The sequence below is a fragment of the Variovorax sp. YR752 genome (assembly GCF_943372545.1).
In genome coordinates, this window is the sequence record NZ_CALRZC010000022.1 from 1 (window position 1) to 24,944 (window position 24,944).

General features: G+C 70.4%; 23 protein-coding genes. 15 read left to right on the forward strand and 8 right to left on the reverse strand.

All coding sequences use genetic code 11. From position 1 onward, the window contains the following. Positions 1-14: 14 nt before the first annotated feature. Genes AAG801_RS07650 through AAG801_RS07660 form a run of 3 tightly spaced genes read left to right on the forward strand, consistent with a single transcriptional unit; the run spans position 15 to position 2,080 of the window. Positions 15-1,274, forward strand: a complete 1,260-nt coding sequence (locus AAG801_RS07650) for an aromatic ring-hydroxylating dioxygenase subunit alpha (RefSeq protein ID WP_341887902.1) — start codon at positions 15-17, stop codon at positions 1,272-1,274. 3 nt (positions 1,275-1,277) lie between these two features. Next, positions 1,278-1,760: an aromatic-ring-hydroxylating dioxygenase subunit beta gene (locus AAG801_RS07655; RefSeq protein ID WP_341887850.1), complete on the forward strand. Its 483-nt coding sequence runs from the start codon at positions 1,278-1,280 to the stop codon at positions 1,758-1,760. Positions 1,761-1,762: 2 nt separating this feature from the next. Further along, positions 1,763-2,080: a non-heme iron oxygenase ferredoxin subunit gene (locus tag AAG801_RS07660; RefSeq protein ID WP_341887851.1), complete on the forward strand. Its 318-nt coding sequence runs from the start codon at positions 1,763-1,765 to the stop codon at positions 2,078-2,080. Between the two features lie 37 nt (positions 2,081-2,117). Here the strand turns inward: AAG801_RS07660 and AAG801_RS07665 are convergent, their stop codons facing one another. After that, a complete protein-coding gene (locus AAG801_RS07665) occupies positions 2,118-5,033 on the reverse strand; it encodes an adenosylcobalamin-dependent ribonucleoside-diphosphate reductase (protein WP_341887852.1) in 2,916 nt (971 codons plus the stop codon). Between the two features lie 263 nt (positions 5,034-5,296). On the opposite strand from AAG801_RS07665, the gene AAG801_RS07670 reads away from it, so the two are divergent. From AAG801_RS07670 to AAG801_RS07710, 9 genes are read left to right on the forward strand one after another with little or no spacing between them, the layout of a single operon-like run. After that, positions 5,297-6,475, forward strand: a complete 1,179-nt coding sequence (locus tag AAG801_RS07670) for an ABC transporter substrate-binding protein (RefSeq protein ID WP_341887853.1) — start codon at positions 5,297-5,299, stop codon at positions 6,473-6,475. A 32-nt stretch (positions 6,476-6,507) separates the two neighbouring features. Then, positions 6,508-7,365 carry a branched-chain amino acid ABC transporter permease gene (locus AAG801_RS07675; protein WP_341887854.1) on the forward strand — a complete coding sequence of 286 codons (858 nt, stop codon included), beginning with the start codon at positions 6,508-6,510 and terminating at the stop codon, positions 7,363-7,365. Between the two features lie 26 nt (positions 7,366-7,391). Next, positions 7,392-8,327: a branched-chain amino acid ABC transporter permease gene (locus AAG801_RS07680; RefSeq protein WP_341887855.1), complete on the forward strand. Its 936-nt coding sequence runs from the start codon at positions 7,392-7,394 to the stop codon at positions 8,325-8,327. Continuing rightward, on the forward strand, positions 8,324-9,067 hold the full coding sequence (locus tag AAG801_RS07685) for an ABC transporter ATP-binding protein (RefSeq protein ID WP_341887856.1): 744 nt from the start codon (positions 8,324-8,326) through the stop codon (positions 9,065-9,067). The genes AAG801_RS07680 and AAG801_RS07685 overlap by 4 nt, the downstream gene beginning before the upstream one ends. A gap of 1 nt (position 9,068) precedes the next feature. Continuing rightward, entirely contained in the window at positions 9,069-9,782 is a 714-nt protein-coding gene (locus AAG801_RS07690; protein WP_341887857.1) for an ABC transporter ATP-binding protein, read from the forward strand. Positions 9,783-9,805: 23 nt separating this feature from the next. Next, on the forward strand, positions 9,806-11,005 hold the full coding sequence (locus AAG801_RS07695; protein ID WP_341887858.1) for a cytochrome P450: 1,200 nt from the start codon (positions 9,806-9,808) through the stop codon (positions 11,003-11,005). Positions 11,006-11,025: 20 nt separating this feature from the next. Continuing rightward, complete coding sequence (locus AAG801_RS07700) at positions 11,026-11,349, forward strand: 2Fe-2S iron-sulfur cluster-binding protein (RefSeq protein WP_341887859.1); 324 nt, start codon at positions 11,026-11,028, stop codon at positions 11,347-11,349. Between the two features lie 3 nt (positions 11,350-11,352). Beyond that, complete coding sequence (locus tag AAG801_RS07705) at positions 11,353-11,925, forward strand: MarR family transcriptional regulator (protein ID WP_341887860.1); 573 nt, start codon at positions 11,353-11,355, stop codon at positions 11,923-11,925. Continuing rightward, positions 11,918-13,147 (forward strand): FAD-dependent oxidoreductase, encoded by a 1,230-nt coding sequence (locus tag AAG801_RS07710; RefSeq protein ID WP_341887861.1) that lies wholly within the window; start codon positions 11,918-11,920, stop codon positions 13,145-13,147. The genes AAG801_RS07705 and AAG801_RS07710 overlap by 8 nt, the downstream gene beginning before the upstream one ends. An 18-nt stretch (positions 13,148-13,165) precedes the next feature. Here the strand turns inward: AAG801_RS07710 and AAG801_RS07715 are convergent, their stop codons facing one another. From AAG801_RS07715 to AAG801_RS07740, 6 genes are all read right to left on the reverse strand, one after another. After that, the gene (locus AAG801_RS07715) at positions 13,166-14,848 is read right to left on the reverse strand and encodes a hypothetical protein (RefSeq protein WP_341887862.1); all 1,683 of its coding nucleotides are present in this window, start codon (positions 14,846-14,848) and stop codon (positions 13,166-13,168) included. A 93-nt stretch (positions 14,849-14,941) separates the two neighbouring features. Further along, on the reverse strand, positions 14,942-16,606 hold the full coding sequence (locus AAG801_RS07720; RefSeq protein WP_341887863.1) for a hypothetical protein: 1,665 nt from the start codon (positions 16,604-16,606) through the stop codon (positions 14,942-14,944). Positions 16,607-16,676: 70 nt separating this feature from the next. Continuing rightward, positions 16,677-18,725 (reverse strand): methyl-accepting chemotaxis protein, encoded by a 2,049-nt coding sequence (locus tag AAG801_RS07725; RefSeq protein WP_341887864.1) that lies wholly within the window; start codon positions 18,723-18,725, stop codon positions 16,677-16,679. 121 nt (positions 18,726-18,846) lie between these two features. Then, positions 18,847-20,097, reverse strand: a complete 1,251-nt coding sequence (locus tag AAG801_RS07730; protein ID WP_341887865.1) for an NnrS family protein — start codon at positions 20,095-20,097, stop codon at positions 18,847-18,849. Positions 20,098-20,138: 41 nt separating this feature from the next. Next, positions 20,139-21,332 (reverse strand): nitronate monooxygenase family protein, encoded by a 1,194-nt coding sequence (locus AAG801_RS07735; protein ID WP_341887903.1) that lies wholly within the window; start codon positions 21,330-21,332, stop codon positions 20,139-20,141. Between the two features lie 119 nt (positions 21,333-21,451). After that, positions 21,452-22,069, reverse strand: a complete 618-nt coding sequence (locus tag AAG801_RS07740; protein ID WP_341887866.1) for a LysE family transporter — start codon at positions 22,067-22,069, stop codon at positions 21,452-21,454. Between the two features lie 134 nt (positions 22,070-22,203). Between AAG801_RS07740 and AAG801_RS07745 the strand changes: the two genes are divergently transcribed. Together AAG801_RS07745 and mobB are read left to right on the forward strand one after the other, a co-directional pair. Further along, complete coding sequence (locus AAG801_RS07745; protein WP_341887867.1) at positions 22,204-22,524, forward strand: hypothetical protein; 321 nt, start codon at positions 22,204-22,206, stop codon at positions 22,522-22,524. Between the two features lie 91 nt (positions 22,525-22,615). Then, positions 22,616-23,128 (forward strand): molybdopterin-guanine dinucleotide biosynthesis protein B, encoded by a 513-nt coding sequence (mobB, locus tag AAG801_RS07750; RefSeq protein ID WP_341887868.1) that lies wholly within the window; start codon positions 22,616-22,618, stop codon positions 23,126-23,128. 11 nt (positions 23,129-23,139) lie between these two features. Here the strand turns inward: mobB and AAG801_RS07755 are convergent, their stop codons facing one another. Further along, positions 23,140-23,838, reverse strand: coding sequence for a hypothetical protein (locus tag AAG801_RS07755; RefSeq protein WP_341887869.1), 699 nt, complete (start codon positions 23,836-23,838; stop codon positions 23,140-23,142). 95 nt (positions 23,839-23,933) lie between these two features. Between AAG801_RS07755 and AAG801_RS07760 the strand changes: the two genes are divergently transcribed. Further along, on the forward strand, positions 23,934-24,935 hold the full coding sequence (locus AAG801_RS07760) for a hypothetical protein (protein ID WP_341887870.1): 1,002 nt from the start codon (positions 23,934-23,936) through the stop codon (positions 24,933-24,935). Positions 24,936-24,944 lie beyond the last annotated feature (9 nt).

Consider the following 24,944-nt stretch of genomic DNA (forward strand, 5'->3'; position numbering starts at 1 on the left):
TGAAGGAGACCGGCATGAACGAGGCAGCGACGCTGTTTCCCACCGCACCGCACTGGGAGGGCGAGGGCACGCACCGCATCCCCTTCGCGGCCTACACCAGCGACGAGCTGCACCGGTGCGAGCTCGAGCGCTTCTTCTACAAGGGCCACTGGTGTTACGTCGGCCTGGAGGCCGAGATCCCGAAGCCGGGCGACTTCAAGCGCACGGTGGTCGGCGAACGTTCGGTGATCATGGTGCGCGACGCCGACGGCACGATCAACGTGATCGAGAACGTCTGCGCGCACCGCGGCATGCGCTTCTGCCGCGAGCGCCACGGCAACCGCCGCGACTTCGTCTGCCCCTACCACCAGTGGAGCTACACGCTGCAGGGTGACCTTCAGGGCGTACCGCTGCGCCGCGGCGTCAAGCAGGACGGGCAGGTGCTCGGCGGCATGCCGGCGGACTTCAAGACCAGCGAGCACGGCCTCACGAAGCTGAAGGTGGCCGCACGCGGCGGCGTGGTCTTCGCTTCCTTCGACGCCGGGGTGGAGTCGTTCGAGGACGACCTCGGCCCGACCATCCTCGGCTACTTCGACCGCCTGTTCAACGGCCGCACGCTGAAGATCCTCGGCTACAACCGCCAGCGCATCCCGGGCAACTGGAAGCTGATGCAGGAGAACATCAAGGACCCCTACCACCCAGGCCTGCTGCACACCTGGTTCGTCACCTTCGGGCTCTGGCGTGCCGACAACAAGTCACAGCTGCGCATGGACGCCAGGCACCGGCATGCCGCGATGATCTCCACCCGCGGCAGCAGCGGCCAGGCCGGCGCGGTAACGCAGGTGTCGAGCTTCAAGCAGGGCATGCAGCTGCACGACCCGAGCTTCCTCGACATCGTGCCCGAGCCCTGGTGGGGCGGGCCGACGGCGGTGATGACGACGCTCTTCCCGAGCGTGATCCTGCAGCAGCAGGTCAACAGCGTGTCGACGCGGCACATCCAGCCGAACGGCCACGGCAGCTTCGACTTCGTCTGGACGCACTTCGGCTTCGACGACGACAGCGAGGAGATGACGCAGCGCCGCCTGCGCCAGGCCAACCTGTTCGGCCCGGCCGGCTTCGTCTCGGCCGACGACGGCGAGGTGATCGAGTTCTCGCAGCAGGCCTTCGAGAGCAAGCCCTTCCACCGCGCGCTGGCCGAACTCGGCGGCCACGAGGTGGAGGACACCGAGCACATGGTGACCGAGACGCTGATCCGCGGCATGTACCGCTACTGGCGCGACGTGATGGAGGCCTGAGCGATGAGCACGACCATCACCCTCGAGGACTGGCTGGCACTGACCCAGCTCCATGCCGACTACGCCAGCGCGGTCGACTCGGGCAACTGGGACCTCTGGCCCGAGTTCTTCACCGACGACTGCGTCTACCGGCTGCAGCCGCGCGAGAACCACGAGCGCGGCTTCCCGCTGGCGACGCTGGCCTTCAGCAGCAAGGGCATGCTGAAGGACCGCGTCTACGGCATCCGCGAGACGCTGTTCCACGACCCCTACTACCAGCGCCACGTGATCGGCCCGCCGCGGATCCGCCACGCCGAGCCGGGGCGCATCGAGTGCGAGTCGAACTACGCGGTGTTCCGCACCAAGCTGTCGGAACCGTCGACGGTGTTCAACGTCGGCCGCTACCTCGACGTGATCGTGCACACGCCGGCCGGGCTGAAGTTCGCCCGCCGCGAGTGCATCTACGACAGCGAGATGATCCCCAACTCCATCATCTACCCGATCTGACCATGAGCGACACGAACTGGATCGACGCCCTCTCGGCCGACGAACTGCCCGCCGACGACGTGATCGGCGTGGTCGTTGCGGGGCAGGACATCGCCCTCTACACCGTCGGCGACGCGGTCTACGCCACCGACAACCTGTGCACCCATGGCCATGCGCGGCTGTGCGACGGCTTCCTCGACGGCCATGAGATCGAATGCCCGCTGCACCAGGGCAAGTTCGACGTGCGCGACGGCCGGCCCACCTGCGCACCGGTCGCCGAGGCGTTGCGCAGCTATCCGGTGAAAGTGGAGGGGCGCCGCGTGTTGCTGCGTCTGGGCTGAGCCCCGCACCCTTTTGTCCGCTACGCCCTCGCGGACCTCACCCACACTGCCCCACGTACCCGCAGGCGGTGCAGAAGTCGCAGCCGTCCTTGTGGATCACCGTCGGGTTGCCGCACTCGGGGCAGACCGAACCCGCCTGCAGTGCCGGCGTGATGGCGGCGCTGCCGCCCTTGGGCGACTCGAGTACGCCCATGTCGCGCAGCGGGAAGCCCTGCTCGTCGAGCACGCCAAGCATCGCGTAGCGGTGGATGATCAGCCGCGCCAGATAGGCCACCGTCGACGGCCAGGTCTGCTGGCGGCGTTCGCCGTGCGGCAGCCCCGGCACGAAGGCCATGAAGTGGCCCAGCGGCTCGGCGTAGTTGAGCAGCTTGCGCAGCTTCATGCCGATCCAGGCCGGGTCGATAACGCGCATGTCGAGTGACAGCAACCGCGCCAGGCCATCGAGCGCGCGCGGGTAGTTGCCGCTGAAACCGACCGCGCACGGGCGCGTCACGGTGCCGCCGTCGGGGCCGGGCAGCGTCACTTCCTTGAGCGTCAGCGTGAAGCGTTCGCCGGTGGCCGGGTTGTCGACATCGACCGCCCAGGCCAGCGTGCCCGACGGGCCGGTGTGCGGCTCGTCGCGGCTGAACATCGCGTCGATCACCGGCGTGGCAACCTTCTGGCCAAGCCGCGGCAGCGCCTTCAGCTGCTCGCAGCGCCAGCGCACCACCGCCGCAGTGGCCGCCACGACACCGGGGAACAGCCGCTTCTCGCCGTGCGGCGGGAAAGGCATCTCGAAGGAACGCTCCTCGGCCACGGTGGTCAGCGCATCGAGCTTGAGTTGCAGCCAGGCCGGGTCGTTGGCGCGCAGGTCCATCGACAAGGTCTTGGCCATCGCGCCCAGGCCGCGCGGCTGTTCCGCACCGTTGACCCAGACCTCGAACGGTTGCGGCGAGCCGCCGCCCTCCGGCGCCAGTTCCCCGACGAACAGCGCGAAGCTGCCGAACGGGTGGTTGATCATGAAGGTCCAGGCCGGGTTGCCGCCGGGCAATTCCGGCCGGCCCGGCCAGCGCAGCGACGACAGCACCGGCGCCGGCAGGCGGTCGAGCGCGAGGCGGCGGTTCTTGTCCTCGATCTGCAGCGGCGCGGCGGCCGTCGGCGTCACGCTCAGCACCGAGCCGAGCACCGCGTTCGGCCGGTAGGTCGCCAGCCCCTTCAGCCCCGACTGCCATGCCTCGAGGTAGAGGTGCTGGAAATCCTCGTACGGATAGTCGGCCGGCACGTTGACGGTCTTGCTGATCGCGGTGTCGATGCACGGCGCGACCGCAGCGACCATCGCCTCGTGCGCCTTCGCGCTCATCTCCAGCGCGGTGACGAAGGCGTTGGTCAGCGGCGCACGCTCGCCCTTCAGGTGGCGGTACATGCGCCAGGCGTGGTCCTCGACGGCGTACTCCTTGAAGCCACCGTCGGGCATGCGCTTCTTGCGCGTGTAGGTCCAGCTGAACGCCGGCTCGATGCCGTTGCTGGCGTTGTCGGCAAAGGCCAGGCTGATGGTGCCAGTCGGCGCGATCGACAGCAGGTGCGAATTGCGCAGGCCGTTGGCACGGATGCGGTCCTTCAGCGCCTGCGGCAGGCGCGAGGCGAAGGTGCTGCCGCTGAGGTACAGGTCGGCGTTGAACAGCGGGAAGGCGCCGCGCTCGCGCGCCAGATCGCTGGAGGCCTCGTAGGCCGCATCGCGCATCGCCTCGCTGATGCGGCGTGCCATCGCGCGCGCCTCCTGCGTGTCGTAGCGCAGGTTCAGCATCACCAGCGCGTCGCCCAGGCCGGTGAAGCCCAGGCCGATGCGGCGCTTGTTGCGCGCTTCCTGCTGCTGCTGCGGCAGCGGCCAGACCGTCACGTCGAGCACGTTGTCGAGCATGCGCGTAGCCACCTTGGCGACCTTCGCGAACGCGGCCTCGTCGAACGAGGCGTTCGGCTCGAAGGGGTCGCGCACGAAGCGTGTCAGGTCGATCGAGCCGAGGCAGCAGCAGCCGTAGGGCGGCAGCGGTTGCTCGGCACAGGGGTTGGTACTCGCGATCGTCTCGCAGTACGACAGGTTGTTGTCGCGGTTGATGTGGTCGAGGAACAGCACGCCGGGTTCGGCGTGGTCGTAGGTCGACCGCATGATCTGTTCCCACAGGTCGCGCGCGCGCAGCTTGCGGTACACCCAGCTGCCATGCGCGCCCTGGCTGGCGGCTTCCTTCTGGTAGGCACCGGCAGCCTTCTGCGCCGTGCCGGGCTCGGCGCGGTGCACCAGCTCGAAGTCGGCATCGGCCTGCACCGCCTCCATGAAGGCATCGGTCACGCCCACCGAGATGTTGAAGTTCTTCAGGTCGCCGCCGTCCTTGGCGTGGATGAACTCCTCGATGTCCGGGTGGTCGCAGCGCAGCACGCCCATTTGCGCGCCACGGCGTGCGCCGGCGCTCTCCACCGTCTCGCAGCTGCGGTCGAACACGCGCATGTAGCTGACCGGGCCGGAGGCGCTGCTCTGCGTGCTGCCCACCCAGGCGCCGCGCGGGCGAATGCGCGAGAAGTCGTAACCCACGCCACCGCCACGGCGCATGGTCTCGGCAGCTTCGGTCAGCGCGGTGTAGATGCCGGGGTGGCCTTCGTCGTCCTGGGCGATCGAGTCGCCGACCGGCTGCACGAAGCAGTTGATCAGCGTGGCCGATAGGTCGGTGCCGGCCGCCGACTGGATGCGCCCGGCCGGCACGAAGCCGGCATCGAGCGCGGCGGCGAAACGCTCTTCCCACTGCTTGCGCTGCTCGGCCGGCTCGGCCTGCGCCAGCGCACGCGCCACGCGGGCATGCACGGCGGCGACGGAACGCTCGTCGCCCTTGGCGTACTTCTCGATCAGCACCTCCTCGCTGATCGGCTGGGCCGGCAGGTTGTGCGGCGTGTGCGTCGGGTCGGCGGGCTTGCGGGTCTCTTGCATGTTGTGTGTCTCCGGGTGCGAGGGCGCACGGTAGCGGGGTCGATTCCGCGTGCGTTTGACCTGGATGAAAAGACAGGGTGCATGGTGCCCGATGCGTCATCCCTTGACCCTGGGCAAAGCCCCACTGGCGGAAGGCACATCGGGTGAAACCCGCATTTGGTTGCCATACCAACTAGTTGACTTACCAACTATTTCGGCCGACCATTGCGGCAGATCAACACGCGCCCGGGCCTTTCTGCGGCGCACCCACCCGGAGACACCCCATGAACCTGTGCACCCGCCGCCGCGCGGTCGCTTCGAGCGCCGCCCTCATCGCCTCGTTCGCTGCCTTCGGCGCCGCGGCGCAGACGGTCAAGGTCGGCATCGTCGGCCCGTTCTCGGGCCCCTTCGCCCACTACGGCACGCTGTTCAAGAACGGCGCCGAGGCCTACATCGCCTCGCAGGGCGGCAAGCTGGCCGGCAAGGACGTCGAGCTGATCTACCGCGACACCGGCGGCCCCAACCCGGGCCAGACCAAGACGCTGGCGCAGGAGCTGATCGTCAAGGACAAGGTCGACTACCTCGGCGGCTTCGTCTTCACGCCGAACGCCTTCGCGGTGGCGCCGCTGATCCAGCAGAGCCAGACGCCGACGGTGATCTTCAACGCCGCCACCTCGGCGATCACCGACAAGAGCGAGTTCTTCATCCGCACCAGCTACACGCTGTGGCAGGTGACGGTGCCGCTGGCGCAGTGGGCAGCGAAGAACAACATCAAGAAGGTCGTCACCGCGGTGACCGACTACGGCCCCGGCATCGACGCCGAGACGGCCTGGAAGAGCGAATTCACCAAGCAGGGCGGCACGGTGGTCGAGTCGATCCGCATGCCGATCGCGACCACCGACTTCGCGCCCTTCGTGCAGCGCATCAAGGCCAGCGGCGCGCAGGCGGTCTACACCTTCCTGCCCGGCGGCCCGCCCAACCTCGGCTTCGTCAAGGCCTACAACGAGAACGGCCTGGCCAAGGCCGGTATCCAGTTCCTCGGCACCGCCGAGACCGACGAGTTCGACCTGCAGAAGTTCGGCGATTCGGCGCTCGGCCTGACCACCGCCTTCCACTATTCGGCGGCGCACGAGTCGCCGGCCAACAAGGCCTTCGTCGACGCGCTGAAGAAGAAGGATCCGAACGCGATCGCCAACTACGCGTCGGTCGGCGCCTGGGACGGCATGCACGTGATCCACAAGATGATCGAGGCCACCGGTGGCCAGAAGGACGGCCTGAAGGCGATCGCCGCGGCGCGCACATTGCAATGGGAGAGCCCGCGCGGCCCGGTGCGCATCGACCCGAAGACGCGCCACATCGTGCAGAACGTCTACCTGCGCAAGGTCGAGAAGGCCGGCTCGCTGCTGGTCAACAAGGAGGTCCAGAGCTTCGGCCCGCAGGTCGACTTCGGCCTGGACAAGTAAGCCGGCGACCCGTCGAGAAACTAGGCGCTGCGATGCAACTGCTGGCCAATGTGCTGATCGACGGCCTGGCCTACGGCATGGTGCTGTTCATCATCGCCGTGGGCCTGTCGGTCACGCTGGGGCTGATGCGCTTCGTGAATCTCGCGCACGGCGCCTTCGCGATGATCGGCGGCTACGCGGCCGCGCTGCTCACCCGCGAGGCGCAGTGGAGCTTCTGGATCGCGGTGCCGGTGGCGCTGCTGCTCGTCGCCGCGCTCGGCGCGCTGCTCGAGGCCCTGGTGCTGCGCCACCTCTACCGGCGCAGCGAGCTCGAGCAGGTGCTGTTCACCATCGGGCTGAGCTTCTTCCTGATCGCCTTGACCAACGCGCTGGCAGGCCCGCAGGTGCAGTTGATCGTGCTGCCGCCGCTGATCGCGCAGTCGGTCGACCTGGGCTTTCGCACGCTGCCGGCGCAACGGTTGCTGGTCATCGGCACCGGCCTGGTCGTCGCCGCTGTGGCTGCCTGGACGGTGACGCGCACGCGCTTCGGCGTCTGGCTGCGCGCGGCGGTCGACCATCCGGACACGGCGGCGACATTGGGCATTCCGATCCGAACCGTGCAGTGCGCCAGCTTCGCGGCCGGGGCGGCGCTGGCCGGCCTGGGCGGCGTGCTCGGCGCCGAGCTGATGCCGCTCGAGCCCTACTACGCGCTGAAGTACCTCGTGCTCGTGCTGGTTGTGGTTGCGGTCGGCGGCATGGGCAGCCTGCCGGGCTCGCTGCTCGCCGCGGTGGCGCTGGGCATCGTCGAGACAGCAAGCAAGTACCTCGCGTCCGACTGGGGCAGCCTGTTCTTCTTCCTCGCCATGGCCGTGCTGCTGGCCTGGCGGCCGAATGGGCTGTTGAAGCGATGAGTGCCATCGACTCTCAAGCAGCGCGCGTGGCACTACCCTGGCGCGAGCCGCTGATCGTGCTCGCCCTCGGCCTGGTCGCCTGGTGGGCGCTGCCCGACCAGCTCGGCCTGCTGACGCGCATCGCCATCACCGCGCTGTTCGTGCTGTCGCTCGACCTGGTCGTCGGCATCGCCGGCCTGGCGACGCTCGGCCATGCCGCGCTGTTCGGCGCCGGCGCCTACGCGGCCGGCATCTTCGCGCTGCACACGCACCCCGACCCGCTGCTCGGCCTGGCCGTCGGCATCGGTGCGGGCGCCTTGCTCGCGCTGGCCTCAGGCGCCTTCCTGCTGCGCTACCACGGCTTCACTTTCCTGATGCTCACCGTGGCCGTGGCGCAGATCGCCGCCAGCCTGGCGCAGAAGGCGCGCGACTGGACCGGCGGCGACGACGGCCTGACCGGCTTCAGCATGGCCCCGATCTTCGGCCGCTTCGCCTTCGACCTCGAAGGCCGCACCGCCGCGCTGTACGCGCTGGTCGCATTGGCGCTGGGCCTGTACGTCGCACGCCGCGTGGTCGATTCGCCCTTCGGCCTGGCCGTGCGCGGCATCCACGAGAACCGCGCCCGCATGGCGGCGCTGGGCACGCCGGTGATCCCCCGGCTGCTGGCGATGTACACGCTGGCCGGTGCCATGGCTGGCGCAGCGGGTGCACTGTCGGCACAGACCAACGCGATCGTCGGGCTGGACAGCCTGTCCTTCGCCGTCTCGGCCGAGGCGCTGGTGATGCTGATCCTCGGCGGCGCCGGGCGGCTGCGCGGCGCGCTGATCGGTGCCGTGGTGTTCACGCTGCTGCATCACACGGCGGCGTCGATCAACCCGTACCACTGGCTGTTCGTCATCGGCGCCGCGCTGATGGCGGTGGTGCTGGTGCCGCCGCAGAAGGCCTGGGGCTGGCTGCGTGCGCGGCTGGGGGCACGTGCATGAGCAGGCTGTTGCTGGAGACGCGCGAACTGGACAAGCGCTACGGTGGCCTGCACGTCACCCGCCAGGTCTCGCTGCAACTGCACGCCGGCGATCGCCTCGCGCTGATCGGCCCGAACGGCGCCGGCAAGACCACGCTCGTGAACCAGCTCAGCGGCACGGTGGCGCCGAGCTCGGGCAGCGTGTGGCTGAACGGCGAGGACGTGACGCGCCGCTCGCAGGCGCAGCGTGTGCGCGCGGGCCTGGCACGCACCTTCCAGATCACCACCCTGGCCCCGCACCTGCCGGTCCAGCGGCAGGTCGAACTGGCGCTGTTCGAGCGCGAGGGTCTGACCGGCCGCTTCTGGCGCTCGATCGATGGCTACCCGGCGCTGGCTGCCGAAGCGCAGGCGCTGCTGCGCGATCTGGGCCTCGGCGAACACGCCGGCTGGCCGACCGAGCGCCTGGCCTATGGCGAGCAGCGGCTTGTCGAAATGGCGCTGGCCCTCGCGCTGCGCCCCAAGGTGCTGCTGCTCGACGAACCGATGGCCGGCGTGCCGCAGGGCGAGGGCGCCCGCCTGCTTGCCGCACTCGATGCGCTGCCGAGCGAGCTTGCCGTGCTGATCATCGAACACGACATGGACCTCGTGTTCCGCTTCGCGAAGCGCATCGTCGTGCTCGCCGAAGGCGCGGTGATCGCCGACGGCACGCCCGAGGCGATCCGCAACGACCCGCGCGTGCGCACTGCCTACCTGGGGCATTGAGATGGCGGCCGCCCTGCTTGAACTCCACGACGTGGTCGCCGGCTACGGCCCGATCACCGTGCTCAACGGCCTGAGCCTCACGGTCGCGCCGCAGGAGAAGCTGGCGCTGATCGGCCGCAACGGCGTGGGCAAGACGACCACGCTGTCGGCGATCATGGGCCTGGCGCAACTGACGCGCGGCCGCATCGTCTTCGACGGCGAGGATCTCGCCGGCCTTGCACCGCACCAGCGCGCCGCCCGCGGCCTCGGCCTGGTGCCGCAGACGCGCGACATCTTTCCCTCGCTCACCGTCGAGGAGAACCTGATCGCCGGCCTCAAGCGGCGGCCGAAGAGCGCGCTCGACGAGGCCTACGCACTCTTCCCGCGCCTGGCCGAACGGCGCCGCAACGGCGGCCACCAGCTCAGCGGCGGCGAGCAGCAGATGCTGTCGGTGGCGCGTGCGCTGCTGGGCCAACCGCGCCTGCTGTTGCTCGACGAACCGCTCGAGGGCCTGGCGCCGCTGATCCGCCAGGAACTGCTCGCCGCCTTCACGCGTTTGAGCCACGACAGCGGCATCACGGTGGTGATCGTCGAGCAGCAGGTACGCGAAGCCCTGGGCTACGCCGATCGCGCGCTCGTGCTCGAGCGCGGCGCCGTGGTCCACGAAGCCCGCGCCGCCCAGCTCCGTGAAGACACCGCCACGCTCGAACGCCTGGTCGGCATGGCCGCGCATTGAAGCGCGCACTGAAAGGAAGAACGATGAACGAGACCGCGAACCTCCCCGAGCTGGACATCGACCCGTACTCGGCCGAGAACCTGATCGACCCCTACCCGATGCACCAGCGCATGCGCGAGGCCGGGCCGGTGGTCAAGCTGACGCCCTACCCCAGCCTGGTGGCCTGCGCGCGCCACGAGCAGGTGCACGCGGTGTTCAACGACCACGCCACCTTCATCTCCGGCGCCGGCGTCGGCCTGTCGAACTTCAACCTCGAGACGCCGTTCCGCCCGAAGAGCCTGATCCTCGAGGCCGACCCACCGCTGCACACGCAGACGCGCGCCGTGCTCTCGCGCATCCTCAGCCCGAAGGCGGTGATGCAGATCCGCGCGACCTTCACCGCGGTGGCCGAGCAGATGGTCGAGCGCTGCTTGGAGAAGGGCTCCATCTGCGGCATCCACGACCTGGCGCAGATCTACCCGCTGAAGGTCTTCCCCGATGCGGTGGGCGTGGAAGACGAGGGCCGCGAGAACCTGCTGGTCTACGGCGACCTGATCTTCAACTCGATGGGCCCGCGCAACGCGCTGCTGGCCAAGGCGGCCGAACGCATGGGGCCGGTGACGCAATGGATCATGGACCACTGCCAGCGCGAACACCTGCGCCCCGGCGGCTTCGGCGACCAGATCTACCAGGCCGCCGACGCTGGCGAGATCAGCCACGAGCAGGCGCCGCTGCTGGTGCGCAGCTTCCTGTCGGCTGGCGTGGACACCACCATCAACGGCCTGGGCAACGCGCTGTTCGCGCTCGCTCATCACCCCGAGCACTACGCGAAGCTGCATGCCGACGCGTCGCTCGCCCGCCCGGCTTTCGAGGAGGCGCTGCGCTGGGAATCGACCGCGCAGACCTTCTACCGCACGGCAGTGCGCGACTGCGAGATCGCCGGCCTGCCGGTGGCCGAGAACACCAAGGTGCTGTGCATGCTCGCCGCCGCCAACCGCGACCCGCGCAAGTGGCCGGAGCCGGACCGCTACGATATCGAGCGGCGCCCGAGCGGCCACGTAGCCTTCGGTGCCGGCATCCACGGCTGCGTGGGCCAGGCGGTGGCGCGACTCGAGGGCGAAGTGGTGCTGACGGCGATCGCGAAGCGCGTGAAGCGCATCGAGATCGCCGGGCCGCACACGCGCCGCCTGAACAACACGCTGCGTGCGCTCGACACCCTGCCGCTGAACTTCATCGCTGCCTGATTCCTGCAAAGTCCACGACCATGCCCGACATCACCTTCATCCTGGCCGACGGCAGCGAGCGCGGCCTCGAGGCGCCCGAGGGCGTCAGCGTCATGGCCGCGGCCACCGGTGCCGGCGTGCCCGGCATCGTCGCCGAGTGCGGCGGTTCGGCGATGTGCGCCACCTGCCACGTCTATGTCGACGAGGCCTGGGCGGACAAGCTCCCCGCCCCGCTGGCCAACGAGCTCGAGATGCTCGAGTGCACCGCCGCCGAGCGCGGCCCGACCAGCCGGCTCTCGTGCCAGATCAAGCTCACCGCCGCGCTGCAGGGCCTGGTGGTGCGCGTCCCGGAGCGGCAGCAGTAGGCAATGGCCACCTCGCGGCGCCAGGCCACCCCCGAGATCGGCTCCGAGGTCGTCGACCTGGAGCGCTACGTGCCGGCCTTCCTGACCTGGATCGCCAACAAGCTGTCGCGCGGCGCTTCACAGCACTACCTCGCCGTCTTCGACGTCGGCATCGAGACCTGGCGCTGCCTGGTGCTGCTGGCCATCCACGGCTCGATCTCCGCGCAGCAGGTCTCGCGCGTGATCGGCATGGACAAGGCCTCGGTCAGCCGCTGCTTCAAGGGCATGCAGTCGCGCGGCCTGGTCACCATCGGGCTGGACGCCGACGACGGCCGGCTGCGCATCGCCACGCTGACGAAGAAGGGCCGCGATCTGCACGACCGCATCCTCGGCGTGGCGCTGGAGCGCGAGCGCGCCTTCCTCTCGGTGCTGAAGCCAGCCGAGGTCGAAACCTTAATCGGCCTGCTGCAGCGGCTGCACGAGAACCTGCCGGAGGTCGAAGTGGCCACTGCGCGCTACGTCGCGCAGCGCTTCCCGAAGGCGGCGGCGAAGCGGCGTGCGCGCAGCGCGGGCGACGAGGAGAACAACGATGAGTGAGAACAGCACCCCGATCGTGATCGTCGGTGGCGGCCATGCCGGCGTGCAGCTGTGCAACGCGCTCGCCGCAGCCGGGCTGGGCCCGAGCACGCACCTGGTCTGTGACGAAACCGAGCTGCCCTACCAGCGTCCACCGCTGTCCAAGGCCTTCCTGAAGAGCCCGAGCGAGGCGCTGCAGCTGCATCGCGGCGAAGCCTGGTTTGCCGAGGCCGGCATCACGCTGCACAGCGGGGATGCAGCGGTGGCGATCGACCGTGCAGCGAAGACGCTGACGCTGCGCTCCGGCGCGGTGCTGCCCTATGGCTGGCTGGTGCTGGCCACCGGTGCGGCGGCGCGCACGCTGCCTGCGCTGCCGACCACGCTGGCCAATGTGGCGGCGCTGCGCAGTGCCGCCGACGCACTGCGCCTGCGCGGCCTGCTCGAGGCCGCGCAGCGTGTGACGGTGCTGGGCGGCGGATTCATCGGCCTGGAGATTGCGGCCACCGCCGCGATGCTGGGCAAGCGGGTCACCGTGCTGGAAGCCGCGCCGCGGCTGCTGCAGCGCTCGGTCTCGCCGGAACTCGCCGAGCATGTGCTGGCCGCGCATCGCGCCGGCGGCATCGACGTTCGCCTCGGTGTCAAGGTCAGCGACTTCGTCATCGAGGGCGACCGACTGGCGGCGCTGTCGGTGAACGGCCAGCGCGAGCCGGTCGAGCTGCTGGTGATGGGCATCGGTGCGACGCCCGAAACCTCGCTGGCGCAGGCAGCCGGCCTCGACTGCGATCTGCAGGCCGGCGGCGTCGTCGTCGACGCCTCGCTGCGCAGTTCGGACCCCGCCATCCTCGCCATCGGCGACTGCGCCAACTTCCCCGAGCACGGCAGCTCACGCCGCCTGCGGCTGGAGTCGGTGCAGAACGCCAATGACCAGGCGCGCACCGCGCTGGCCACGATCACCGGCGCGCCCGAGCCCTACCGCGCGCTGCCCTGGTTCTGGTCGGAGCAGGGCGGCATGCGCCTGCAGATGGCCGGGCTGATGCCGGCCGACGGCGTGCGCCACCGCCGCCCAGGAGCGACACCGGCGAGTTTTTCGCTGCTGCACTACGTCGGCGAACGGCTGGTCTGCGTCGAGAGCGTCAACGCGCCGATGGACCACATCGCGGCGCGCAAGTTGCTCGAGACCGGAAAGAGCCCGGCGCCGGCCGTGGCCTGCGACCCGGCGGTGCCGCTCAAGTCGCACGCCTGACCGCGCGGCGTGCCTCGATCAGGCCGATTGCAGCACGCGGATCAGCGCGTCGATCACGTCGTGGCCGTCGGGTGAGCGCAGGCGGTGCTGGCGCAGCGAGCGGGCCAGGTCGGCGCGCGACAGCATCTTGTGGTCGGCGCGGATCAGGATGCCGGCGATGGCTCGCTGCACGTCGAGCGAGCGCGCCCGCGGGAACAGGCTGGCGATCGCCTGCAGGCTCTGCGCATCGGCCAAGCGCTGGCGTGCCAGCGTCTCGAGGGCGCGCACCTGCGCGCCGGCGGCGGTCATGCGCCCGATGCCAGTGGTGACGGCACGCACTTCGGCCACGTCGGCCAGCGGGCGGTGGCGCAGGTAGACCTGCGCGATCGCGACGTCCTCGTCCTGCGCGCTGGTCAGCGCATGCACGGTGCGCTCGTGGGCCTCGGGGCTGCCCAGGCAGGCGAGCACGGCCGAGTGCGCCACCGTGTCGGGCCGGCTCGGGCCGAGCGCGAGCAGTTGCGTCGCCAGGCTGCCGTCGCGCTCCTTCTGCGTCGAGCAGACCAGGTCCACCTCGTGCCGGCCCACGCTGCCGCGGGCCATGCGCTGGGCGATCATCTGCACGAACTCGGCCTGCTCCTGCGCGGGCGTCAGCCAGCCGAACTGGCGCGCCAGCGCCATCATGCGCGTCTGCACCGACGCCTGGTCGGCATCGCGCGCGAACTGCAGGTAGCGCGCGCGCGCCTGGCTGTCGCCTTCGATCTCGCGCAGCGCCGAGGCCACCGCGGGCACCAGCCGCTGCGAAGGCGTCAGCGAGGCGGCGTAACGCTCGAGGTGGTCGAAGAACATGCGCACTTCGGTGACGTCGCGCTGCAGCACCTCGTGCATGAAGGCCACCTTCTGGGCATCGGTGGTCCGGTCGTCGACCAGGCGGCACATGTCCTGTCGGAAAGCGGCGTGCGGGTCCGCATCGGTCAGTCCCGGCACGGCGATCATCGACGTCGGCCCGAACAGGCCCAGCAGCGTCTGGCTCGGCCGGCCACTGGCGACCTCGCCCGCCGGCGCAGTCTTGAAGTACCGCTCCATCAAGGGGCCGGCATAGCGCCCGAGCGGCGCCTTCGACGAGAAGCCGTAGAGCACCGGCACATCCTTGAAGATGTGGCGCAGCCGGTCGCGGTTGCTCTGGCCGTAGCGCGCGCTCAGTTGCGCGGCGGTGCGCTCGGCCTCGGCCGGCGTCTGGCCGGCGCGGGTCAGGCTGCGCAGGATCTCGCCGGCAGCCACGTGGCGCGGGTCCGACTTCAAGGTGTTGCACCCGAACAGGTACACCTCCTTGAGCTTCGAGAACAAACCGTTACCCGACGTGCTGCACGACTCGTGCTGCATTTCATGAACGGTGAGGAATTCGCGGTCGTCGTGGCGGTCGGTGTAGAACTCGGTGCCGTCGTCGAAGTGCCCCGAGATGACCAGCACGTCGCAGCTCACGCCGCGCCGGCGCGCCGAGGCCAGCCAGTCCGGCTGCCCGCGCTGCACCAGTTCGACGAACTGGTAGTCGCCCGCCGGCAGGTGGCGCTGGAAGGATTCCCGCTCGTCGGCCGAGTTGATGGTGACGGTGCACACCGTCTTCGGTGCGGCCTGGGCGCCAAGCGACCAGGCCGATCCCAGACAGGCCAGCACCACGGCCGACAGGCGCGGTGCGATGCGGGTGAGGCGGCTTCGATACACCATGGGGTAAGTGTTCCACAAGCGCCGGCGGTGTGGAAAGGGCATGTAACGCCCGGCACTGGCCTGCCGCTTGACCTCGGTCATGTCTGGGGCCGTTCAGGGCGTCTGCAAGCGCAGGATCAGCGCGTCGACCATGTTGCTGCCGGACGCCAAGGAGCGGCGCTGCTCGAGCAGCGTGAGCAGCAGTCGTGTGCGGCCGAGCGACTGCCGATCGGCGCGGATCAGGATGCCGGCGATGGCGTTCTGCACGTCCCACGACGGCGTGCGCGCGAACAGGTCGGTCAGCATGTGCAGCGCTTCTTCGTCGGACAGATAGTGGCGGCCGAGCGACTCGAGCGCACGAACCTGCGCATCGCCGGGCGCCATCGCGGCGATGCCGGCGACGACGCCGCGCAGCTCCGCGTCGTCGCTGATCGGCCGATGGCGCAGGTAGGCCTGCGCGATCACGACGTCCGCTTCGTTGGCACTGAGCAGCGCCTGCAGCGTGCGCGCACGGCCTTCGGCGCTGCCCAGGCAGGCGCGCACGGCCGCATGCGGCACGTCGTCGGCCGCGCTGCCCGGCACCACGCGCCGGTTGAAGGCGCCATCGAGGTCGCCCTGCGCGTTCAGGCTGCAGGCCAGCCCGACTTCCGGCACGCCGATCTCGGGGCGGGCCAGCAGTTCGCCCAGCATCAGCGCGAGTTCCTCCCAGCGCTTGTCTTCCGTCAGCCAGCCCAGGTCGCGTGCGACGTCGATCAGGCGCACGCGAACCGTCGCCTGCTCGGCGCCTCGCGCGTCGTCGAGGAAGCGCTCGCGCGCCGCGGCATCGCCCGCGATGGCCTGCAGCGCCCGCGCCACGGCAGGCTCCTGCCGCGCCGGTGCGTCGAGCGTGGTCGTCAGGCGCTGAATGCGGTCGAGGTAGAGCCGTGCCTCCGCTGCGTGCCGCTGCAGCAGCTGGTGGACGAAGTCGAGCTTCTCGGCCACCGGCCGGCGGTCGTCGGCGAACTGGCACATGTCGCGCCGTGCCTGCAGGTGCGGGTCGGTGTCAGTCATGCCCTGGGCCACGGCCATCGAGAACGGCGCGAAGTAGCCGAGCAGCCGGCCGCTGGGGTGGCCACGTGCGATCTCGCGCTCGCCGCTGCTGCGCAGGTAACGCTCCAGCGTGGACGCCGCGATCGGCCCGAGCGGCGCCGACGACGAGAAGCCGTAGATCACCGGCACGTCCTTGAAGATCTGCCGCATGCGGTCGCGGCTGCTCTCGCCGTGCGCGGCAGCGAGCGACTGCAGCTGGCGCTTGGCTTCCTTCGGCGGGAGGCCCTCGCGCACCAGGCCGCGCACGATCTCCGAGGAGGCGCTGCTCTGCGGCTGCGGGTTCAGCGTGTTGCAGCCGAACAGGTAGACCTCCTTGAGCTGCGAGAACAGCCCCGGGCACGATCCGCTGCAGGAGGCGCGTTCCAGCTCGGAGACGGGCAGGAATTCGCGCACATCGAGCTGGTCGGAGAAGAACTCGTTGCCGCCGTCGTAGTGGCCGGAGATGACCAGCACGTCGCACGACACCGCCTCGCGGCACGACGAGGCCAGCCAGTCAGGCCGGCCGCGCTCGACCAGCTCGACGAAGCGGTACTTCGCCTCGGGCAGGTGCCGGCGGAAGGTCTCCTTCTCGTCGGCGGAGTTGACGGTGATGGTGCAGACCGTCTGCACCGGTGCAGCGGCCAGCGGCGCCGCGGCCCACGATGCCGCGGCGAGAAAGACGAGATGGTGAGGCGGCAGCAGACGACGCATGCAGGCATCGTAGCGACGGCCGCGCGGGCGCCGGGCGATCTGCATCAGCCGGCACCGCGCACGGCGTGAACTACAGCCCGCGCTTGGCGCGCGTGAGCAGCGTGCTGACCTCGTTGGACGCCAGCGCAAACACCGAGCCCGAGCCGATCAGGCGCTCGGCGTCGGCATAGGCGCCCGCGTTGATCTGGCGCGCTGCGGCACCGGCCGCGGCGTGGAATTCGGCGTGCTTCTCCAGCAGCGCAACGAAACCGGGCTGGCCGCTCCAGCGCCGCCCGCCCGCGCCGTGGATCCACTGGCCGAGCGGGCAGCGGTCGTCGCGGCAGATCGTCTCGGCGTCGAGACTGGCCTTGTCGGCAATCGCCTTGCGCAGTTTCACCTTCCATTGGCGGTGTGCATCGATGGCCTTGTCGAAGTCGAAGTCGGCGCCTGGTTCGGCGGCCACGGCGCTCGACTCTGCCAGCGCGGCACCGGCGGGCAGCCGGAAGCGGTCGACCTCGTGGGCCAGCGACTGCGCCTGGTCCTTCATCGCACCGGAGGCTGCGGCGGTCTGCTCCACCAGCGCGGCATTCTGCTGCGTCATGCGGTCCAGGTCCTGCACCGCCGAACCGATCTGCGCAATGCCCAGGCTCTGCTCGCGTGCGCCGTTGGCCACTTCGCCAAGCAACTGATTGACACGCTGCGATGCGGCGACGATCTCGGCCATGGTCTTGCCGGCCTGGCCGACGATGCCGCTGCCGGCCTCGACCTGCTCGACGCTGCGCCCGATGAGCTCCTTGATCTCGCGCGCCGCCGCGGCCGAACGTTGCGCCAGCGTGCGCACCTCGGCGGCGACGACCGCGAAGCCGCGGCCCTGCTCGCCGGCACGCGCTGCCTCCACCGCGGCGTTGAGCGCGAGGATGTTGGTCTGGAAGGCGATGCCGTCGATCGTGCCGATGATGTCGGCGATGCGCGCCGACGAGTCGCGGATGCTGTCCATGGTCTGCACCACCTCCTGCATCACCTGGCCGCCCTGGCCGGCGATCTCGGCGTTCTGGCCGGCCACGCGCGCGGCTTCGGCGGTACTGTCGGCGCTGCTCTTCACCGTCGAGGAGATCTGCTCCATCGACGCCGCCGACTGCTCCAGGTTGGCCGCCGCCTGCTCGGTGCGCGCCGACAGGTCCATCGCGCCGCTGGCGATCTCGCTGCTCGAGTGCACGATCTCGTCGCTCGAGCGGCGCACCCTCAGCACCATGCCGCGCAGCGAGTCCTGCATCAGGCGCAGCTCCAGCATCAGCTGTGCCGCCTCGTCGTTGCCCCAGGGGGACGGCGAGGTGGTCAGGTCACCCTCGGTCATCGCACGCAGGTGGCGGCGCGTCTCCTTCAGGCCGCCATCCATCACGCGGTAGAAGCTCAGGAACAGGTAGCCGGCCAGCAGCAGCGATACGCCGACGATGGCTGCATCCGTCAGCAGCTGGCGCTGCAGGGCATCGCGCAGGTCGCCGATGTAGATGCCCGAGCCGATCACCCAGCCCCAGGGCTCGAAACCCTGCACGTAGGAGATCTTGTCGACCGGCTTGTCGCTGCCTGGCTTGGGCCACTGGTAGGCGACGAAACCCTTGCCGCTCTCGCGCACCTTGGCGACGAAGGCCTTGAACAGGTACTGGCCGTTCGGATCCTTGCTCTCCGACACGTCCTTGCCGTCGAGCTCCGGCTTGATCGGATGCATGACCATGCGCGGGTGCATGTCGTTGATCCAGAAGTACTCGCTGCCCTCGTAGCGCAGTGCGGCCAGGGTGTCACGGGCGAGCTGCTGCGCCTGCTCGCGGCTCATCCTGCCCGCCGCCTCCTGGGCCTGTGCGCGGGCGACGATGCCGTGCGCGATCTCGACGTGCTGGCGCGTCGCATCCTGCCGCGCCTTCAACGACAGGTCCGCCTGGTGCTGGAGCTGCCAGCCGAGCAGGCCGAGCAGCGGGACGACGAAGGCCAGCGAGATGATCGCCGCCTTGGCACTGAAACGCAGCCGGCGGAACAGACGCACCCCGGGGGCCCACAGGCCGTGGTGGGCGAAGAAGCCGGCGTCCGTCGGGGTGCCTCGAACAGGAGCGGTGGTGTGCACGCCGGTGGCTGGAACTGCTGTCATTGGTGACGCACCTATCGTTGGTTGTTACTACCCGACCAGCCGTTCTCGGCATCGTCAGATTGCGTCATCTATTTCGACAGCCGACGCACCAACTTGATGCTTGTCACAAAATGACTGCGGCTCAACCCGGCCGGCCGTCGAAGCGCGGCCGCCCGAACCAGGCGCCATAGCGCAGTGCCCAGCCGCCCACCGCGCCCGACCAGGCCAGCGCGGCGACGATCAGCAACGCGGGCTCGACCGCCGGCCACAGCGCCGCGCCGATGCGCAGCAGCACTGCGAGCTGCAGCACGAGGAACAGCGCCCAGGCGGGACGGTCCGCCGCCAGCGAGCGGCCCGCCTGGCCGCTGGCCACGCGGGTGGTCATCGCCAGCATCGTGCTGCCCAGGAAGCCCATCGTGAAGGCATGCGGGGCGGCCAGGCCCAGCGCCCGCGTGCCCTGGCTCGCCCACAGCAGCGCCTGCGACAGTGCCGAGAGCGCGAAGCACAGGCCCAGCCAGGCGAAGCCGATGTACAGCATGGTGACCATGCGCGTGCGCAGGCCCTGCAGGCGCGCCCAGCGCCAGCACAGCGTGACCACCAGCAGCGCGCCGGAGCCGTCGACGCTCATCTGCAGTGCGCGCCACGCCGCGGACTGCGGCCACCACCACAGATCGGCGAGCGCGAACGGCCACCGCGCGGCGCACAGCCCGATCAGCGTCCAGAGCAGCCACTGTGGCCACCACGCGGCCAGCCTCGGCGAGGCCAAGTCACCGAAGAAGGGCACCAGGCGGTGTGCTGCCGCGACGAAGACCGGTGCAATGAAGCCCCACAGGCCTGCCTGCACGGCAGCGCGGGCGGCGTCCTCGCGGCCGGCCACCAGGCAGGCGGCACTGGCGAGCAGCGCCAGCGCGCCGACGCCGCCGGCGCCCAGGATCACCCGCAGGTGGCTGCGATCGCCTACGGTGCTCGCCCCCAGCAGGCGCGCGAGCCGCCGCAGGATCGCGGTCCAGCCCATGGCCACCACCACCAGGGCGAGTGCGGCGAGCAGCGGCTGCATGTGAACGCCGGCGACGAACAGCCCCCAGCCCGCCACCATCGACGCCACCGCGGGCGCGAGTGAACGCGCATCGACCGGCGGCAGGCGCAGCCACTTCGGCCCCGCGGTGAACACGAAGCCGGTGAAGAACAGCGGCATGAAGCCGAAGGCGAACCACAGGCCGTGCGCCAGCCCGGGCGACACCGCCCAGAACCAGGCGATGCCCAGTGCATGCCGCGACAGCATCCAGGCCAGCCACCACAGGGCGGAGCAGGCCAGCAGGCAGGCCGCCGCGAAGAACCCGAGCCGGTGCGGCGCGGCGAGCAGCCAGCGCGCCTGCCAGCGTTCGCGCGCCATCAGGGCATCGGCATGCCGGGCCGGGCCACGCTACGTCAACCCTAGGCGGCGGCCACCTCGGCGCGGGTCAGCAGCCGCTCCATCAGCTCGCGCACGCTCTTGATCTGGTCCCCGAAAGGCAGCGCGCCGACGCCGCGGAAGAACAGGCCCTTCTTGGTGTCGCCGCGCAGCGCGGCGGCGAGCTGGTTGTCGATGCAGAACTGCCCCCAGCCCTTGAGGCCGTCGCGCAGGCCGCACTGCGCCAGGCAGTCGAAGGCCTTGGTGCAGCGTGTCTTGGCGTGCGCCACCGCCTGCAGCTTGTCCTCGATCTTCAGGTAGGCGCGCAGCCAGGGCGTGGCCACCGCGCGCGCCGGCAGGCCGGCGACGCTGGTGAACTCCACCATGTCCGCATCGGTGGCACCGGCGAGGATGCGCTTGAACTCGTCGCTCGCATCGCCTTCGGTGGTGACGGCGAAGGGCGTGCCGAGCTGCACCGCCGCCGCGCCGAGCGACTGCAGGCGCGAGATGTCCTCGAACGTGCGGATGCCGCCGGCGGCGATCAGCGGGATGTCGCGCTCGATGCCGGCGCTCTTGAGGAACTCGCGCGAGGCCGGAATGACGTTCTCGAAGTCGAAGCGCGGGTTGTTCAGGTCGGCGATCTTGGCCGCGCCGAGGTGGCCGCCGGCCAGCCGCGGGTGCTCGATGACGATCGCGTCGGGCAGGCGCTTCTTGCGCTCCCACTTCTTGACGATCAGCTGCACGCCGCGCGCGTCGGACAGGATGGGCACGAGCAGCGCGTCCGGGTGATCGGCGGCGAGGTCCGGCAGGTCCAGCGGCAGGCCTGCGCCGACCACCACCGCGTCGATGCCGGCCTCGAGCGAGCGCTTGACCGATGACGCGTACTCGGCCACCGCGCGCATCACGTTGATCGCCAGCAGCCCACGGCCCTGCGCGAGCTTGCGCGCGGCGACGATCTCGCGCTCGATGGCCTCGAGGTTGGCCGCGTCGATGACCGCCTTGGTATCGGCATCCATGCCGGGCCGCGAGGCCAGGCCCTGAGTGCGCTCCATCAGGTCGGGGTGGTGGCGGCGCAGGTCGACCGACGAGATCGTGCCCACGCCGCCGAGTGCGGCCACGCTGCCGGCCAGCTGGTGCGCCGACACACCCACGCCCATGCCGCCCTGCACGATGGGCAGCAGCGCACGGCCGCGCAGGCGCAACGCGCCCAAGCCGCTGTGCTCGAAGAGCGGCCGCATGCGCGGGTCGATGGCATCGGCGTCGGTTCTGAGCAGCATGGACAATCCTCCAGCGGGCGACTGTCGTGTGCCGCCGCCGCCGCCGTGTTGACGGGGGTCAAGGCCGGCTCAATCGCCGCTCACGCCGTGCCGAGAAGCGACGACAGTTGCCACAGCGCGAAGCCGGCCAGCACCGCGGCGCTGGCCAGATTGACACGCCGCCGCCAGCGGGCGTCGAAGCGCTCGCGCAGGCGCCCCACCGCGCTGCTCAGCGCCAGCCACCACAGCGCCGAGCCGAGCAGCACGCCCAGCACCATTAGCGCCGGTGAGCCGCTGGCGCGGCCGGCCATCGAGCCGAAGATGGCGATGAAGGAGAAGATCGTCGCCGGATTCGACAGCGTCAGCACGAAGGTGCCGGCGAAGTACTGCAGCGGGCCGCGCGCCGGCGCGGTGCTGGCGGCGCGCTCGGCCACCGGCGCGCGCAGCAGCCCCCAGGCCATCCACAGCAGGAAGCCGCCGCCGAACAGCGCCAGCGGCACCCGCGCCGCCACCAGCGCATCGACCAGCCAGCGCACGCCGTAGGCACCGACCGCGCCGTACACCGCGTCGGCCGCCGCCGCGCCCAGGCCGGTGGCCAGGCCGGCGCGCGGGCCGTGCTCCAGGCTGCGCTGAATGGTCAGCAGTCCGATCGGGCCGACGGGTGCGGCGATCGACAGGCCGATCAGCAGCGAGGCGAGGAAGAGCTCGATCGAGGGCATGGCGCCGACTCTAGGGGATGGCCAGCGGTCGATGCGAATCTTGTGATGGATCAACATGCCGCATGGGGTATGACGAAAAATGCTTCGGCAGGGCGCGCAGTTGTGCCGATGCAAACCACCAGAAGGAGATGGGTATGAGTCTGAAGAAAACCTCGTTGATCGTTGCGGTGCTGGCCGCGTTCGTCGCCCAGGGTGCCTATGCCGCCGACGACAAGAAGAAGGTCGCCAAGGCCGGCGAGTGCGCCGAGGCCGCCGAGATGCCGAAGGCGTCGTCCGAGAAGAGCCGCGCCGATGTGAAGGCCACGGCCAAGGCCGGCAGCAAGGAGTGCGACGCCAGCCCGGCGGCGGCGGCAAAGTCGGAGAAGAGCCGTGCCGAGGTGAAGAAGGAAGTCAAGGAGGCCGTCAAGTCCGGCGAGATGTCCAAGAGCGACGCGATGGAGAAGCAGAAGAAGTAATCCGCTTCTTCCGCGACGGACGCGGCGGCAGGGCGACCTGCCGCCGTTGTCGTTCTGGCGACGACAGGACAGGCGACGCGACAATCGCCGCATGAACGTCTTCGGAATCGCCGGCCATTCCGGCATGGGCAAGACCACGCTGCTCGAGCGCCTGGTGCCGGCACTGACGGCGCGCGGCCTGGCGGTGTCCCTCGTCAAGCACAGCCACAAGGCGATCGAGATCGACCGCCCCGGCAAGGACTCCTGGCGCCTGCGCGAGGCCGGCTGCCAGGAGGTGCTGCTGCTCGGCGACGGCCGCTGGGCGCTGATGCACGAACTGCGCGGTGCCGAAGAGCCGCCACTGCCCTACCTGCTCAGCCGCCTGCAGCACTGCGACCTGGTGTTGATCGAGGGGTTCAAGCAGGGCGACTTCCCGAAGCTCGAGGTCTGGCGCCCGGCGATGGAGCGCGACATGCTGTGGCCCCGCTGGCCGGGCATCGTCGGCATCGCCAGCGATGCGCCTCGCCCGGCCGATGCCGCTGGCGCGCTGCCCTGGCTGGACCTGCACGACACCGCCGCCCTCACCGACTTCGTGCTCGCCCACGCGCAGGCGCGCGTGGACTGATGGCGAACCCGTCAGCGCCAGGCTGCCGAACTCGGCGGACCCTGGCGACCGCTCTCCGGCACGGCGACCAGGTGCACGAGCATGGCGTGGCGCTTGGCGGATTCGTCGCTGAGCGCCGCGTACCTGTTCCACAGCGCGTCGAGCTCGCCGCGCAGCGCATCACGCTCGGGCGCCGTCAGCCACAGGCGGCCCCAGAAGTAGATGAAGTCGTCCGCCGGCGGCGCGCCGCGCGGTTGAAGCTCGGTGGTCACGCCGCCGGGGCCGCGCGCCTCGACGACGAGGTCCAGGTGCGGGGCCTGCTTCGCCAGTGAACGCGCCAGCGCCTGGCGCGCCTGCGGATGCCAGCGCGCATCGACGTCGTCGAACACGCCTTCGTGGCTGGACAGCGGCGCATCGACCAGGCGCACACGCAGGCGGTCGGCCACGCAGCGGTAGCGAGGCACCTTGTGCCGCGTGCTGCGGTCGATGCCGCTGTGGCGGATCAGGCCGACCTCGAGCAGCCGGCCGATCCAGTAGCTCATTGCCGTCTTCTTGACGCCCAGTGCCTGCGCGGCCTCGGCCAGCCCGGCGCTGCGGCCGATGAAGGGCTTGAGGTGAACCCGCTTGGCGGGGTGCCACAGCACCTCGACGGCGGCGCGGTCGGTCACCGTCAACTCGGGCACTGCGGTCCAGTCGGCGGCAGCGGGCGACGTGCGGGCGGATGCGGGCATGGGTGCTGCGGGTCGTTCAGTTCGGGCCATGGTATTTGAACGATGGGCGCCCTAGCCTGCGGCGGCATCGACACACCCTGCACGCTGCTGCCCCGATGAATTCACTTCGCCCTCTCCTGCACCAAGGCCCGCCCTCCACCGACCGCCGCCGCCTGCTGCTCGGCGGCCTCGGGCTCGCCACCACGGCACTGGCCGGCTGCGGTGGTGGTGGCGGCGGCAACGGCGGGCCATCGGTCCCCAGCCCCGGTGGCGGCGGCTCGCCAGGCGCACCCACCGGCCGACTCGTCTACCGCAACAGCGGCGTGGCCGCCGTCTTCGATCTGCGCAGCGGCAGCGAGCTGCAGTTCGACCCCGGCACCGAGCCCTTCGTCGATCCGGGGCTGTCGGTGTCGCGCGCGGGGCTGATCTCCGCGGCCCGCGAAGGCGTGGCAAACCGCAGCTTCGAGATCGCCTTCTTCAGCCTCGCCGGCGGCCTGCAGTCGCTCTACAGCGTCGAGCGCGAACTGTCGTTCCAGACCAGCTGCGCCGTGTTCAACGCCCGCTCCACGCGCATTGCCTTCAGCGTCGACGAGCCCCTCTCGCCGAGCAACGGCGCCCGCGCGGCGCGCACGCTGGTCTTCGACTGGCCCAGTGGCGCCCCGGTGGCGCAGATCGACGGGCTGGAGGCGCCGGTCTGGGCCGGGCCGGCCGACGACCTGCTGCTGCGCGACCCGCAAAGCGGCCGCGTGCGGCTGTTCAGCGCCGCGCTGGTCGACCAGGGCTTCGTGCCGGGCCTGGTGGTGAGCCCGCTGACCGGCGGATGGAGCGCCTCGCCCGACGGCCGCTACGTGCTCACCGAGGACGGCAACCACGTGGTGGTCTTCGACCGCAGCGACGGCGGCACCTGGGTGGCCGCGGAGGACGGCACCAGCAGCACGCACTCGCCCACGCTGTCGCCCGACGGCAGGCACCTCGCCATCCTGGCGCGTGACCTGCTGGGCCCGTCACCGCACGTGATGCCTTTCGAGCGCGGCCTCAAGGTCACGGTCGACAGCGAACGGCATGCGCTGCCGGTGGGGCTGGCCGACTGCGCCGGGCGCATCGGCTGGGCCGCCTGAGCCCGACGC